The 13,240-nt window shown below is 60.7% G+C and carries 15 protein-coding genes; 9 read left to right on the top strand and 6 right to left on the bottom strand.

The window, feature by feature from the left end:
• The first annotated feature begins 59 nt into the window (after positions 1–59).
• The gene (locus ABWI03_RS14965) at positions 60–1,016 is read left to right on the top strand and encodes a R2-like ligand-binding oxidase (protein ID WP_095968950.1); all 957 of its coding nucleotides are present in this window, start codon (positions 60–62) and stop codon (positions 1,014–1,016) included.
• A 9-nt stretch (positions 1,017–1,025) separates the two neighbouring features.
• Here ABWI03_RS14965 and ABWI03_RS14960 read toward each other — a convergent pair whose 3' ends face one another.
• Positions 1,026–1,664: an HD domain-containing protein gene (locus ABWI03_RS14960; protein ID WP_298778560.1), complete on the bottom strand. Its 639-nt coding sequence runs from the start codon at positions 1,662–1,664 to the stop codon at positions 1,026–1,028.
• 125 nt (positions 1,665–1,789) lie between these two features.
• Here ABWI03_RS14960 and ABWI03_RS14955 point away from each other — a divergent pair, with 125 nt between their 5' ends.
• Positions 1,790–2,746 carry a GlxA family transcriptional regulator gene (locus ABWI03_RS14955; protein WP_124566514.1) on the top strand — a complete coding sequence of 319 codons (957 nt, stop codon included), beginning with the start codon at positions 1,790–1,792 and terminating at the stop codon, positions 2,744–2,746.
• Here ABWI03_RS14955 and ABWI03_RS14950 read toward each other — a convergent pair.
• A complete protein-coding gene (locus tag ABWI03_RS14950) occupies positions 2,743–3,576 on the bottom strand; it encodes an alpha/beta hydrolase (RefSeq protein ID WP_095968952.1) in 834 nt (277 codons plus the stop codon). The genes ABWI03_RS14955 and ABWI03_RS14950 overlap by 4 nt on opposite strands.
• A 128-nt stretch (positions 3,577–3,704) precedes the next feature.
• On the opposite strand from ABWI03_RS14950, the gene ABWI03_RS14945 reads away from it, so the two are divergent.
• From ABWI03_RS14945 to ABWI03_RS14935, 3 genes are read left to right on the top strand one after another with little or no spacing between them, the layout of a single operon-like run.
• The gene (locus ABWI03_RS14945) at positions 3,705–4,208 is read left to right on the top strand and encodes a hypothetical protein (RefSeq protein WP_298778557.1); all 504 of its coding nucleotides are present in this window, start codon (positions 3,705–3,707) and stop codon (positions 4,206–4,208) included.
• 9 nt (positions 4,209–4,217) lie between these two features.
• A complete protein-coding gene (locus tag ABWI03_RS14940) occupies positions 4,218–4,790 on the top strand; it encodes a YdeI/OmpD-associated family protein (protein WP_095968953.1) in 573 nt (190 codons plus the stop codon).
• A 30-nt stretch (positions 4,791–4,820) separates the two neighbouring features.
• A complete protein-coding gene (locus ABWI03_RS14935) occupies positions 4,821–5,723 on the top strand; it encodes a ferredoxin family protein (RefSeq protein ID WP_435054135.1) in 903 nt (300 codons plus the stop codon).
• A 14-nt stretch (positions 5,724–5,737) separates the two neighbouring features.
• Here the strand turns inward: ABWI03_RS14935 and ABWI03_RS14930 are convergent, their stop codons facing one another.
• Positions 5,738–6,271: a GNAT family N-acetyltransferase gene (locus ABWI03_RS14930; protein WP_298778554.1), complete on the bottom strand. Its 534-nt coding sequence runs from the start codon at positions 6,269–6,271 to the stop codon at positions 5,738–5,740.
• A gap of 175 nt (positions 6,272–6,446) precedes the next feature.
• On the bottom strand, positions 6,447–7,430 hold the full coding sequence (locus tag ABWI03_RS14925) for a hypothetical protein (protein WP_298778551.1): 984 nt from the start codon (positions 7,428–7,430) through the stop codon (positions 6,447–6,449).
• 135 nt (positions 7,431–7,565) lie between these two features.
• Between ABWI03_RS14925 and ABWI03_RS14920 the strand changes: the two genes are divergently transcribed.
• Complete coding sequence (locus ABWI03_RS14920) at positions 7,566–8,078, top strand: GNAT family N-acetyltransferase (protein ID WP_298778548.1); 513 nt, start codon at positions 7,566–7,568, stop codon at positions 8,076–8,078.
• A gap of 14 nt (positions 8,079–8,092) precedes the next feature.
• Here the strand turns inward: ABWI03_RS14920 and ABWI03_RS14915 are convergent, their stop codons facing one another.
• Positions 8,093–8,707 (bottom strand): NAD(P)H-dependent oxidoreductase, encoded by a 615-nt coding sequence (locus ABWI03_RS14915; RefSeq protein WP_298778545.1) that lies wholly within the window; start codon positions 8,705–8,707, stop codon positions 8,093–8,095.
• Between the two features lie 77 nt (positions 8,708–8,784).
• Here ABWI03_RS14915 and ABWI03_RS14910 point away from each other — a divergent pair, with 77 nt between their 5' ends.
• A complete protein-coding gene (locus ABWI03_RS14910; RefSeq protein ID WP_296552816.1) occupies positions 8,785–9,369 on the top strand; it encodes a TetR/AcrR family transcriptional regulator in 585 nt (194 codons plus the stop codon).
• 24 nt (positions 9,370–9,393) lie between these two features.
• On the opposite strand, the gene ABWI03_RS14905 is transcribed toward ABWI03_RS14910, so the two are convergent.
• Positions 9,394–10,308, bottom strand: coding sequence for a LysR family transcriptional regulator (locus tag ABWI03_RS14905; protein ID WP_298778541.1), 915 nt, complete (start codon positions 10,306–10,308; stop codon positions 9,394–9,396).
• An 81-nt stretch (positions 10,309–10,389) separates the two neighbouring features.
• Here ABWI03_RS14905 and ABWI03_RS14900 point away from each other — a divergent pair, with 81 nt between their 5' ends.
• Together ABWI03_RS14900 and ABWI03_RS14895 are read left to right on the top strand one after the other, a co-directional pair.
• The gene (locus ABWI03_RS14900; RefSeq protein WP_298778538.1) at positions 10,390–11,379 is read left to right on the top strand and encodes a threonine ammonia-lyase; all 990 of its coding nucleotides are present in this window, start codon (positions 10,390–10,392) and stop codon (positions 11,377–11,379) included.
• Between the two features lie 154 nt (positions 11,380–11,533).
• Complete coding sequence (locus ABWI03_RS14895) at positions 11,534–13,159, top strand: N-acyl-D-amino-acid deacylase family protein (protein WP_298778536.1); 1,626 nt, start codon at positions 11,534–11,536, stop codon at positions 13,157–13,159.
• The last annotated feature ends 81 nt before the right edge of the window (positions 13,160–13,240 follow it).

Genomic DNA, 13,240 nt, shown 5'->3' with positions numbered 1-13,240 from the left:
TTCAGTTCTGCGGGCATGCTGTTGGGGCATCTGTCTTCGGTTCGGGAAGAAGGAATGTCATGACTGTCACCTCGCCGGGGCGAGAAGGTTTCAGTTCTCTTCGGTCGGGAGGGTTGAACTGGGATTCGTTCCCACTCCGATTGTTCACCAAGGGAAATGCCAAATTCTGGAATCCAACCGACCTCGATTTTTCGCAGGATGCCCGTGACTGGCAGGAGCTGACCAGCGAACAACAGCGCAGCGCCACCTTCCTGTGTGCGCAGTTCATCGCCGGTGAAGAAGCCGTCACCGAAGACATTCAACCGTTCATGAAAGCGATGTCGACGGAGGGGCGATTCGGCGACGAGATGTACTTGACGCAGTTCTGTTTCGAGGAAGCCAAGCACACCCAGGTCTTTCGGCTGTGGATGGACGAAGTGGGTCTGACCAGTGACCTGCATTCCTACGTCGCCGAGAATCCGTACTACCGGCAACTGTTCTACGAGGAGTTGCCGTCGTCGCTACGCATTCTGGAGACAGACCCCAGCCCGGTCAACCAGGTGCGTGCCAGCGTCACGTACAACCATGTCATCGAGGGCAGTCTGGCGTTGACGGGCTACTACGCCTGGCAGAAAGTCTGTGCGACACGCGGGATTCTGCCGGGGATGCAGCAATTGGTGCGAAAGATCGGCGACGACGAACGACGGCACATGGCGTGGGGAACGTTCACCTGCCGCAGGCACGTCGCCGCCGACGATCACAACTGGGACGTCGTCCAGCAGCGGATGGGCGAACTCATGCCCATGGCACTGGGAATGATCAACTGGGTCAACGATCAATTCGAGGTGCAGCCGTTCGGTTTGGACAACCAGGAGTTCCTCGAGTACGCCGCAGACCGTGCGCAACGCCGACTTTCGGCGATCGAGTCCGCGCGCGGGCGCGACGTCGCCGAGATCGACCTCGACTATTCCCCGGAGACTCTCGAGGAAAAGTTCGGGGAAGAAGATGCCGCTGCGATGAGTGAGGCAGCCGGCTGAACTCGAATTCTACTGGGGCCAAGCCGAGTTCTGGATGACCTCGACAAAATCGATGTGTCGAAATCCTGGTACGAAATGCTCGAGCACGTCACCGTTGACCGTTCCGAACGTGCTCTCGGGGCGGTGCTTGAAGCCGTCGGTGAAGGCTTTCAGAATCTGATTCTTGAAATCCGGACGGGGGTGGGCCGCGGTGACGGCGTCGATGTCGGCCTGGTCGAGTTCCTTGTACCCGATTCCGAGTACGTCGGTCTCCACGCCCGCTGTCACCAAGGCGATTTCGGGCTCCAGCCGCGAGGGTACCTCTGGCGTCGTGTGCAGAGCGATGCTTTCCCACACTGTGCGGATGTCGGTTTCGTCGACTCCGTAGCCGGTGAGGAATTGTCGCGCTTCGTCTGCTCCGTCCAATTCGAATCGTGACGTGCTGTCCCGGAATTTCTCGGTGAGACCCAGGTCGTGGAACATGGCACCGACGTAGAGCAACTCGGGGTCGGCGTGCAGACCCAGACGCGTTCCTTGAAGTGATCCGAAGAGGAAGACGCGTCGCGAGTGGTGAAACAGTAACTCGGATGCCGTATCTCGTACCAGGTCGGTGGCGTCGGCAGCCATCTTCGAATCGGGGATTCTCACACCGGCAATGATCGTGTTCATCGGTACCTGCTCTGCTCGTCGCTGCTGCGAATTCTCGGTCCATCCCAGTGTCGGTCGAGCACGTACGCGGTCGCACCCTGATCTCGGCCATACTGTCCACAGATCAGGACGAAGGAGAGCGCATCGTGACCGCAGGGCATCGAGTTGCCGTCCTGGTGTTCGACGGCGTCAAACTGCTCGACGTCGCAGGTCCGAGCGAGGTGTTCGCAGAGGCCAATCGCGGCGGGGCGAACTACGAGTTGGTGATCTGCTCGGTAGGTGGGCACGATGTCGACTCGTCGACCGGGATGCGCATTCCGGTCGACTGTGACGTCGTAGATTCCGGTTCCTTCGACACGTTGCTGGTCATGGGTGGTGACGTGTTCCCGTCCACGCCGGTGAGTCCGGAACTGCGTGAGGCGGCGAGTGACCTGGCAGGGCGGTCGGATCGGGTTGCCTCGATTTGTACCGGAACATTCATCCTTGCAGCCAGTGGATTGCTCGACGGACGCCGCGCAACCACGCATTGGCAGCACACGGCGACGTTGGCGCGTGCCTATCCTCAGATCACGGTGGTTCCCGACGCCATCTTCATCGAGGACGGCACGGTGTTCTCGTCTGCGGGCGTGACCGCCGGGATCGACCTCGCGCTCGCATTGCTCGAGCGTGATCATGGTGCAGAAATGGCTCGACGCGTCGCGCAGCTTCTGGTGGTTTTTCTCCAGCGTCCAGGTGGGCAGTCACAGTTCTCGCCGTCGCTGAGCGGGCCGCGGCCACGAGTGCCGGCTCTTCGCGCAGTGGTCGATGCGGTGGCAGCGGATCCGGCGGGGGAGTACTCGGTCGACGAACTGGCTGCCTTGGCGCACCTGAGCCCGCGGCACCTGACGAGGCTCTTTCGTGAGGAGCTCGATACGACGCCGGCCAAATACGTCGAGTTGATCCGTTTCGATTCCGCGAAGGCGCTTCTCGATGCCGGCCACTCGGTGACCGATGCCGCGCAGTTGGCAGGATTCGGCAGCTCGGAATCCTTGCGTCGAGCATTTTCGACGCATCTCGGAATCTCGCCGCAGGTGTACCGTCGTCGTTTTCAAGCATTCGGCTAGGACTGGCTCTCGTGCTTTCCCTGTGGTGGGTTCATACCCTGCTTGTCGAGCCAGGCCAGGCTGTAGTCGGCGATCTCACGCCAGCCGTGGTCGATGGTCAGTGAGTGACCCCGATCGCCGAAGACCTTGTATTCGTTGACCGTCGGCGCCTTGGCGTACTTCTTGAACGAGCTGTCCGAACTGGCTTTCGGTACCGTGCGATCCTTACCGCCGCCGATCATCAGCAGTGGCCCGCGGCGGGCGTTGAAATCCACTGCAGCGGGGCTGTGGGGCGCGAAGTTGGCGAGTGCTGCCTCGAACAACGGTCGTCCGGGGGCGGGAATTGCATACTGTTCGAACAAGGCGTCGGACTCGTCCCTGGACACGGCGCTGGCGAAGGATTTGTGGAACGATTTTCTGTTGTGTGAGTAGGCCTTTCGGTAGTTGCCGGGGTTGGACAGGACAGGGAACACGCTGCCCAGTTGAACGAGAGGAAGTTTCAACACACCTTTGGGCTGAGCGGGGTCGATGGCAATTGCCGCAGTCGCCAACTCCTGGCCCAGCAGTTTCTGGGCGATCAAGCCTCCGAACGAGTGCCCGATCACGATCGGTGGTTCGTCGAGATCTGCGATCACCTTTGCGTAATGATCCGTCACGTCCTCGATGCCGTGTCCCGCGATGTCCTCCGGATGTTCGCGCGTCTCACCCACCGTCGACGCATCCCCTGGCCATCCGGGTGCCATCGTGGCGTACCCCTGCGCATTGAAAAGCTGCGCCCAGGGATCCCACGTGGTCGGGTGCATCCAGAGTCCGTGGATGAACAGAACAGTCGGGTTGGACTTGGGCGACATGCGCGCTCCCCGCTATCGGACCGATGATCGATACGGGATGCCCGCTTTATAACGGCCTCATGCACATTTCGCCGAGTTTTCCGTCGTGCCGTTCCGTTCTGTTCGTCGAAGATGGCACGATCGACGACATGGCACCAACTGGATCTGCGAAGGCAATGGCACTGTGGACCACCGCTTTTGTTGTCTCACAAGCGAATATTGCTCGCTTACTCGGGCGGGTGGCTCCCAAGGTCTTGGACGTGCAGACAGCATTTTCCGCTCGTCGGTACATCGAAATCTTGGACTCCATGGATGCGGAGGCCACGTCGCGATTTCGTAGTCACTACTACCCCGACTTCGTTCATCCAGCGATCTACGCGATGGCTTTGCGGTCAGCAGGCACGCGGCTCGGCGAGCGGGTGCCCCTGTCGCCCTCAACTCGGCGCGCGCTGGCCGTAGCGCCCGTGCTGTCAGCGGCCGGCGACTACGTCGAGAACGTGGTCGGACTCCATTTCCTCGATCACCGCGACAGCATCACCGACTCGAGGGTTCGCGCCGTTTCGACGGTCAGTATTGGCAAATGGGTGCTCGCACTTGGAACTCTCGGATATTTGTCGCAGGGTTTTGTCAGAGTATGGGTATCGCGAAAATGAGGAGCACTGATGGCAGTCGAACTCGGTACCGAATACTTCTCTGACGGAGAAGAGTTCCGTCGATGGCTGTCCGAGAACCATGAGGCAGTCCCCGGGCTTTGGCTCAAGATGGCCAAGAAGAACTCGTCACACAGTTCGATCGACTACGACCAAGCATTGGACGTGGCGCTGTGCTTCGGCTGGATCGACAGCCTGTCCCGGCGAATCGACGACGATTTTTTCGTGCAGAAGTTTTCGCGCCGCACTGCGCGGAGTCCGTGGTCCAAACGCAACGTCGAGATAGTCGCCCGTCTTGATGCTGCAGGATTACTCGAGCCATCCGGCATCGCCGAGATCGAGAAGGCCAAGGCAGACGGCCGCTGGGATCGCGCGTACGAGGGAGCAGCCAAGGCCGAGGTGCCGAAGGACTTTCTCGATGCTCTTGCAGAAAACCCGAAGGCTCGCGAGTTCTACGCGACGCTCAATTCCACAAACCGGTTCGCCATCGCGTACCGACTGCAGGAGGCAAAGCGTCCGGAGACGCGAACCCGGCGGATCGAGAAGTTCGTGAACCAGCTTGCCGAGGGCAAGAAGTTCTACTGAGCTGACTGGGACGGCTGATCGACTTTCAACGTGGCTGACACAATAGGGCTCGTGATCGAAGCCGAGACCTGTTCCGCGTTGTCTGCTGTTGACGAACCGCTGGCAGGCAGTGCTGCCGTCGTGCGGGGTTGGGTGTGCCTCGAATTCAACGCAGCGTGGGGTCGTGACGTGCTGGACGGAACAGCCTTGGGGGAGGAGCTTGCCGCCGAGCTGAGTCGGCGAGCTGACGCTGCCGACGTACGAATCATGTTCATTCGGCGACCAGGCCGCACCGATCCGTTGACTGATGGACACACGGTCTTGCTCGCGCGCTCCGATCCGAGCGACTCGTGGTGCGAAAGGTTGCGCATCGATTCACCGGCTGACCTGCTCGACATGGATTTCGCGCTACTCGACGGCCCTCCACCAGGATTGGGCGAATCGGTGGACGAGCCAGTCGTCTTGGTTTGTGCGCACGGTAAGCGTGACCAATGCTGCGCTGTGTTCGGCAGGCCGATTGCCGCAGCGCTGATGTCGTCCTTCGGACCCCAGGTGTGGGAGTGTTCTCATACTGGCGGACACCGATTTGCGCCGTCGATGATCTTGCTGCCGAGCGGCAATACATACGGTCGTCTGTCTGCTGGTGAGAGTGTCACGGCCGTGGAGGTGGCTTCGCGAGATCAGGTCCATCTGTCAGGCCTGCGTGGACGGAGTTGCTGGCCTCCTGCGGGGCAGGTTTCGGAAATTGCTGTGCGACAACAAATCAGCTGTGGAATCGACGACTTGGCTGTCGTAGAGCAGGCGAGTGACGGGACGTGCGTCGTCGCACATGTGGACGGCCGGCGGTGGGTGGTGGAGACGGCGGTCTCCGAACTTGCGCCGCGTCCACCGAGTTGCGGTGCGGCTCCCAAGCCGGTGAGGCCAGTTGTCGTCACGTCGATTCGAGACCTGTGATTCTCGGACTGTAGTCACAGTTCTTTGGTCGTGAACAGCAGGTCGCCGTGGATTTCGTCCGCTTCCACACGGGTGGTCTCGACGAACTCGAGTTTTGCCATCACTCGACGAGACGCTCCGTTCCAGTCGCGGACTGTAGCCCAAAGACGTCGATATCCCGATGACTGTGCCCAATGGAGGACGGCCCAGGAGGCCTCGGTCGCGTATCCCTGACTCCATGTCCTACGAAGAAACTCAAATGCCAGTTCAGGCTCTCCGTCGGATCCACGCACAGTGTCAATCAGTCCGCAGTAGCCGATGACATCGCCGAATACTTTCCGTTCCACTGTCAACAGATTGAGTTCGCGGGAGCTACTGCGAATCTGGTCCTCGATATCTTCGATCGTGGGCCGGCCATCGGAATCGATCTGACGGCGCGGCGGGACACGAGGATCGCGCTCGGTCCAAAGTTCCTGCAGGACAGCGGCGTCGGACACTCTGCGCGCCCTGAGGATCAGTCGATCGGTTTCAAGCGAGATGCTCTTTCCTGGCGCTCGAGAGTCTTCCATGCCAGGGACCTTATGGGCGATGGTTAAGATTTACCACTCCGAATTCTCCTCTCAACCACTTCGACATCGGCGTGACAAGCCCGTCGATGATTGGGCATGACGAGTGCGAGTGATCATTCTGAGCGCTGCCAGACAGACCGCTCCGGCCGACGACACCCGTTGCCGCGGGTCAGCATTACTCCAACAGCAGCGCAATGACCCCGGGCGTTAGTTGACGTTGTCCGAGGAGATTTACGCGTTGGCATCCGTCGAGTTCGACTGCCATCCGCGTGCCGCCCGATCCGTCAGGACGAAGTACTTCGATCGAAGCGATGTGTTGGGCGTTGCGATCACATGGGCCAGCGAGTGGTGCGGTGGATACAGCCCCCATCAGATCCGCACTCTGCTGGCGTGACAAGCGGATTCGGGACTCCGGAAGCGGTGGTTCGGTGGAATAGCGGCACACCCGTAGTCTGCCGACGTCGGAAATCGGTGTAGCCAAAGCTGTTTCCGTCAGTGGGCGCGCATGAGTGTCTTCGTGTTCTTCCATGCGTTTCTTGTCGGCTTCAGTGCTTGTCGTGAACGGTTGTCCGATCGACTCCGGGCAGATTCCAGCATCGTCGGCTGCTTCGCCGTCGACCAGGCTTTGCTCGCGGCCGACCTCCTGCAATCGGTTCAGTGCTGCGTGTGGTTGCTCTTGCAGGCCGCAGGGCGCAGCCGGCCAGGTAGGGCGTATGGCGGCTCCTGTTTCGTCCACCAACCACAATCCGGCCGGCGGGACGAGACGGTACGCACAGTCGGCCTGGACGTTGGCAGGAAATCGACGAGACTGTTCGCGGAACGCATCCTCTACCGCGTGGATGTCTCCCTCGAGGCGTATGGAGTCGATGGTCAACCCGCCGTCGGACGCTTCTCCGCGTTCGCATCGAACAACTGCGACGGGGCTGAAATCAGGAGGTGGGTATCCACTTCCCTCAGGGCGAAGGGCGATGCTGCTGTCACGTGCCTCGGGGGCTACGAGCGCGGCGGCAATATCGGGGGCCAGGCAGTCTGCCCGATCGACTGCTGTCGCGACCGGGGGAGTGAAAGATTCGTAGTCTCGAATGCCGGCCCAAACCAACGCAACGGCAACGACACTGACGACGGCGACAAAGACCCCAGCTATGAAACGTCCACTCATACAGCAACACTATGTGCCTATGCGATGGAATGAGGCTGAGTCTCGACCATTGCTGGTTGCGAAGTAGCATCGCTGCTATGACTGTCGATTTGGTTGCGCCTGACGAGGCCATGTGGGCGTCCTGGTTGGAGTCGCGTGACGAGTGGGGCGGATCAGCCCGGTTCGGCGTTGGGCGTTGCGCAACGTCTAGACCTCGATCTCGCATCCCGCGACGGATTCGGGCAGTGGGTGCAGGAGTTGTTGGCGCAGCCTGAGGCAGTGCCGGGGCCCGACGTTGTCCCGGCAACCAACTGGTGGATCGTTCGAGACGGCAGGTATCTCGGCGCTATCCAGTTGCGACACAGCCTGAACGAGTTCTTGGCCGATGTAGGTGGCCATATCGGCTATGGGGTCAGGCCGTCGGAGCGCCGGAAAGGTCTGGCGTCGGCGGCTCTGCGGGAAGTGCTCGCGTATGCCGGTGACCCGGTAGGGCTCAGTCGAGTCCTGATTACCTGCGACGAAACCAATGCGGGTTCGCGTAAGGCGATCGAAGGGTGTGGTGGTCTACTCGACAGCGTGCGCCCAGCCGATCAGTTGTCGCGCAACCTCGGCCATTCGGGAGACACGCTTCGCTACTGGGTGGAAACGGGTGTGTCGCGCGTCAGTTGACCGATGTCTGCACGTCAACGGGAAGTCGCGGTCGCAGGGTAGGCGACACGTGCCGCGATACTTTCGCTGAGATCTCGGATTTCTGCTGCGAGGAGGTCTCGGCTCTTCGTATCCGACTCGTGCACGAAGGTTGTCGATCCCATTGTGGCACCGCAGTATTCGATGATGCCGCGCTCGATCTGTGTTCGGAAGGCCTCGTACACGCCGTGGCGTTCGAAACTGTCTGCATCGTCACCCGCGACCGGAATCAGATGGACGGTGAGTCGGTCCAGTTTCTTCACGAATTCGCTTCCAGGGGTGAATTCGTACGCCCATCCGCTGACGAAGACGCGATCGATCCAACCTTTGAGTAATGCGGGCATCGACCACCAGTACATCGGAAACACGAGAATCAGATCGTCTGCACGATCGATTCGGTCCTGTTCGGCTGCAACATCAGTCGGCGGAGTCCCGTTGCCGCGGAACAGGTTCAAATCGTCTTTGGAGAAACGGGGATCGAAATTTTCGGCGTGGAGGTCTGCGATGTCGACGTCACCGCCCATATTGCGGATCGCGTCGGCGGTAGTTCGAGCGACATGCTGGGTCAGCGAGTGTGGATCGGAATGGGAAACTACGACGAGTGTGGTCATGAGCGTTCCTTCAGTAGATGGTGCGCTTATGTACTAAGAGTAGGTTACTATTCGTATATAGCGCAAGGAGGTGTCCGATGGCACGTACGAGACTGTCGCGGGCCGGCAGGTACGAACAGCTCGTGGAGGTGGCGTGGGCCTTGGTGCGAGAGGAGGGTGCAGACGCACTGACTCTCGGCCGGTTGGCTGAACGTGCCGGCGTTGCAAAACCGGTCGTCTACAGTCATTTTGCCTCGCGTGCCGTGTTATTGGCTGCCCTCTTCAAGGAATTCGACGATCGTCAGACTGTGATGCTCGCGGAGTATCTCGAGGCCGCCGACGAGTCCCTGAGCGGGCGGGCGAATGCCATCGCCAACTCCTATGTCGGATGTTCGCTGGCACAGGGTCGTGAACTGACGGGAGTGCTTGCAGCGCTGGAGGGCTCGCCCGAGTTGGAGCAGGTCAAGCGTGAGTCGGAACGCGCCTATTCCGAGCGTTGTCGCGAGGTGCTCACCCCTTTCAGTGCAGACGGGCCTGCGCAATCATCGATGACTGCGATATTCGGTGCTGCAGAGGCCCTCTCGCACTCGGCGGTAATCGGAGTGCTCTCACCCGAGGACGCTAAAGGTGAACTTGCCGCGCTGATCGTCGCGGTAGTCGGCAGGCCATCACCGACTGGGTAGTGCCGTGTAGCCGTGATCTCATGACTAAGGGTGTCCCTCCAGTTCGACGCGCTCACGCATGGATTTCGAGACTGCTGTCAGAGTTTGGACGAACGCGTCGATCGCCGGAGCACGTGGAGGTCTCCCGTATGTCGCGACGGAGATGGTGCGTCGCTCGTCGGGAATACGGTGCGCGCGGATATCCGGATTCCGATGTGCCAGGAGAGCGAGGGCGGGAAGGGTGCTGACTCCGCTTCCGGAGGCGACCAGCGCTTGGACCGCGACGTAGTCGTCGGTCTCGAACTCGATCCGCGGTACGAATCCAGCTCGTCCGCAGGCGGTCAGGAGGTGGGCGCGGCAACTCGGGCAGCCTGCAATCCAGGTCTCACCGGCGTAGTCCGTGATCTCGTTGGCAGCATCTACATTCCGGGCCGAGGTGATCAGGTACAACGGATCTTCCAGCAACGTCGTCTGCGTGACATGCTTGAGCCCGATATCGGCGGTGTCCTCGTGCGCGAAGACGACTGCTACGTCGACATCGTTGTTACGAAGCAGTGCAAGCGCTTTGGGTGGTTCTGCCTCGACGAGGCTGATGGACACCTCGGGGTGCCGAGACGTGAACGCTGCCATGGCTTGCGGAATCACACTTGCCAAGGCCGACGGGAATGCGGCAAGTCGTAGCCGCCCGGCTCTCAGTCCTGCGTACGTCTGGACTTCGGCTACTGCGGCATCGACGTGGCCGAGGATCTCGGTGGCTCGCTGAACCAGGACTGCGCCGGCGTCCGTCAGTCGCAGACCACGGCCGGCTCGTTGGAACAATGGAACACCGACCTCAGACTCGAGCTGTCGAAGGTGGTGACTGATGGAGGGCTGCGCGTAACCGAGAGAATCGGCGGCGGCTGTCACCGATCCTTCCTGTGCAACAGCGACCAGGACCCTCAGTCGAATCAGATCGAGCATGCCAAAATCATAGAAGAATTCGATGCTTTGGACGAAAACACGTATTGGACCTATGAATCAGTTTTTGTCAGGGTGAATCACATGGCACCGGCATCTGATCTCACGGCATCAAACCAGCTACATCCACCCGTATGGGCAGACATCGAGCGTGCCAGCCAGGTCGTCCGACGGCATCTACCGGTCACGCCCCTGATATCGCACCCGACGTTGGGTGCGGGCTCGTGCAGCCAATTGTTCGTCAAACACGAGAACGTGCACCCCACGGGTGCGTTCAAGGTTCGCGGCGGACTGAATCTGGTGGCAGGACTGGATGAGGCGACGCGGGCGCGGGGGATTGTCGGCTACTCGACCGGAAACCATGCTCAATCCTTGGCGTATGCCGCAGCGGGTGCGGGCGTGCGGTGTGTGATCGTCATGCCGGTTGGGGCGAATCCAGTCAAGGCTCACGCTGTCCGCATGCTCGGTGCCGAGCTGATCGAGCACGGTGTGAACTTCGACGAGGCACGTGCTCACGCCGATTTCATCAGCGAACGTGACGGCCTGCGTCTCGTGAGCGCCGCCAATGAGCCGGCAATCCTCGCCGGTGTTGCAACGGCCTACGTCGAACTCCTCGAACAACAACCTGATCTGGACGCGGTGGTGGTCCCAGTCGGTGGCGGCAGCGGTGCGGCGGCGGCGTGTCTCGTCGCCAGTGCGCTTGCACCGCACCTCGAGGTGTTCGCAGTGCAGTCTGAGGCCGCACGAGCCGCACATGACTCGTGGAGTTCCGGCGCGTGCGTCGAGCGCCCGAACACCACCCGTGTCGAAGGACTCGCGACCGGGGCCGGATTCGCACTGACTCAGGGCATCATGCGAGAACGGCTAGGAGGATTCCTGCTCGTCACGGACGATGACATCACCCTCGCGCAGCGGGCGTTGCTCTACGACGCTCACACTTTGAGCGAAGGCGCCGGTGCGGCCGCACTTGCTGCCGTCTACGCACATCCGAACACCTTCGCGGGCAAGTGCGTTGCCGTCGTCTGTACGGGCGCCAATGCCTCTGAGAGCGAGATCCGCAGGGTCGTCAGCTAATCGATAACACGATCGGAACAATTTTGCCAGTTTGGTAGGGCGGCACCAATTTTGCATCGCGTATGTGTGCCTGGAACAAGATTTCGCTTCCACGATTGAGCAGAGTGAACAGGGTCGCATCTCGCGACAGCAAGGCCACCGTGGAGGAGACGTGATGCTGCCAACAATCATCGTTCGGGACGGGACTGTGCTCGATGGTAGAGGGAGCCTGCCCAGGAAAGCGGATGTTGCGATCGCGGGTGACACGATCGTGGAAGTCGGAACGATCGGTGCTGTGTCGGGGGCGATCGACATCGATGCTCGCGGTTGCATGGTGGCTCCCGGTTTTGTGAATGTGCTCAGTCATAGCTACCTCACGCTGCAGCAAGACCCGCGAGGATTGTCGGACTTGTATCAGGGGGTCACAACCCAGGTCTTCGGTGAAGGCGTGTCTCTCGGACCGGTCGCGGGTTCGATGACTCCGGCGATGCTCGGATTGGGTGCGATTCCATCTGGGGTGCAATCACATTGGCCGAGGTTGCACGATTTTCTCGAATCCTTGGAGACGGACGGCGTCGGTTTCAACGTGGCGAGCTTCGTCGGCGCAGCGAATCTGCGCATGGTGGTTGCGGGTGTGGAAAATCGCCTGTTGAGCGAACAAGAGCTGGCCGACGCGTGCACCCTGCTCGACGAGGAGCTTGAAAATGGAGCTCTCGGAGTTGGTTCGGCTCTGATCTATCCACCCGGAAGCTATGCGGATACCGGCGAGTTGCGAGCATTTTCGCGGGTGCTCGCCAGGCATGATGCCGTCCATATCTGCCATCTTCGAAGTGAAGGGCAGAGGTTCCTCGAAAGCATCGAGGAACTGATCGACATCGCTCGCACGACAGGAGCGCGTGCGGAGATTTATCACCTCAAGGTTGCTGGTAAGTCGCACTGGCACAAAATGTCCGATGCCTTGCAATTGGTTGAGTCGGCTCGCGAGGACGGTGTGCGAATCACCGCGGACGTATATCCGTACGAGGCGGGGAACACGCTGCTCAGTGCCGCGTTGCCACCGGAGTTTCGGTGTCGTGACACGACGGCCGGGCGCACGCACCTGAACTCGACCGGTGTCCGAGACCAGATCCGCGAGAGGATCCATCGTGAGGACGAGGACTGGGAGAATCTCTACGCTGCGTCCGGAGGTGCCGATGGGGTGACGATCTTGTCCGAGGTACCGGCACTCGGGATCCGAGCGGGGGAAGCTCTGGGATCTATTGCTCGGAGGATGGGGCATCACGACCCGGTAGACACCATACTGGCTGTTCTCGACGCTCTCCCCACAGCCGAAGCTGCCTATTTCATTGCGTCGGAGGACAACACGCGAATTGCCTTCGAGCGTCCCTGGGTTTCGGTTGGTTCCGATGCCGATGCTCAAAGCACGGAGACCCTTTTCGCGGGGCAACCCGTCCACCCCCGTTCATTCGGAACTTTCGCCCGTATTCTGAGCCGCTACACCCACGGCATTGGCGGGCAATCAGTCGAGGAATGCGTTCGCCGAATGACCAGCCTTCCTGCTGAAAACTTCGGTTTGGCGAAGCGGGGCTACATTGCGCCAGGGGGATACGCCGATCTGGCGATCTTCGACCCCTCGCAGGTAGAGGATCTCGCGACATACGACAACCCAAGAGTGTATGCGACCGGAATGCGGCACGTTGTGGTCAATGGGCAACCGGCACTGTCGGACGGGGTGCCGACGGGGAAGCTTGCAGGGCGCGCACTTCGGCGCTCGCGCAACGGGTTCGATGCAGTGAGGTGACGAGCTGGCACCGGGGTCAGCTCCGGATCGGCGAAGCGGCCACTGCCGGGAACGACCCTTCAGCGGCCACTTCGCCGGACC

It is taken from the genome of Rhodococcus baikonurensis (assembly GCF_040489275.1).
In the GTDB taxonomy this organism is placed as follows: domain Bacteria; phylum Actinomycetota; class Actinomycetes; order Mycobacteriales; family Mycobacteriaceae; genus Rhodococcus_F; species Rhodococcus_F baikonurensis.
Note: the sequence above shows the minus strand (reverse complement) of the source record. Positions and strands in the feature narration are given on the sequence as shown.

Excerpts from the sequence above, each read along its gene's own strand:
- ABWI03_RS14960 (WP_298778560.1), bottom strand. The coding sequence starts at position 1,664 with ATGAACACGATCATTGCCGGTGTGAGAATCCCCGATTCGAAGATGGCT.
- ABWI03_RS14950 (WP_095968952.1), bottom strand. The coding sequence starts at position 3,576 with ATGTCGCCCAAGTCCAACCCGACTGTTCTGTTCATCCACGGACTCTGG.
- ABWI03_RS14895 (WP_298778536.1), top strand. The coding sequence starts at position 11,534 with ATGCTGCCAACAATCATCGTTCGGGACGGGACTGTGCTCGATGGTAGA.
- ABWI03_RS14915 (WP_298778545.1), bottom strand. The coding sequence starts at position 8,707 with ATGACCACACTCGTCGTAGTTTCCCATTCCGATCCACACTCGCTGACC.
- ABWI03_RS14900 (WP_298778538.1), top strand. The coding sequence starts at position 10,390 with ATGGCACCGGCATCTGATCTCACGGCATCAAACCAGCTACATCCACCC.
- ABWI03_RS14940 (WP_095968953.1), top strand. The coding sequence starts at position 4,218 with ATGGCAGTCGAACTCGGTACCGAATACTTCTCTGACGGAGAAGAGTTC.
- ABWI03_RS14930 (WP_298778554.1), bottom strand. The coding sequence starts at position 6,271 with ATGGAAGACTCTCGAGCGCCAGGAAAGAGCATCTCGCTTGAAACCGAT.
- ABWI03_RS14965 (WP_095968950.1), top strand. The coding sequence starts at position 60 with ATGACTGTCACCTCGCCGGGGCGAGAAGGTTTCAGTTCTCTTCGGTCG.
- ABWI03_RS14905 (WP_298778541.1), bottom strand. The coding sequence starts at position 10,308 with ATGCTCGATCTGATTCGACTGAGGGTCCTGGTCGCTGTTGCACAGGAA.
- ABWI03_RS14945 (WP_298778557.1), top strand. The coding sequence starts at position 3,705 with ATGGCACCAACTGGATCTGCGAAGGCAATGGCACTGTGGACCACCGCT.
- ABWI03_RS14925 (WP_298778551.1), bottom strand. The coding sequence starts at position 7,430 with ATGAGTGGACGTTTCATAGCTGGGGTCTTTGTCGCCGTCGTCAGTGTC.
- ABWI03_RS14910 (WP_296552816.1), top strand. The coding sequence starts at position 8,785 with ATGGCACGTACGAGACTGTCGCGGGCCGGCAGGTACGAACAGCTCGTG.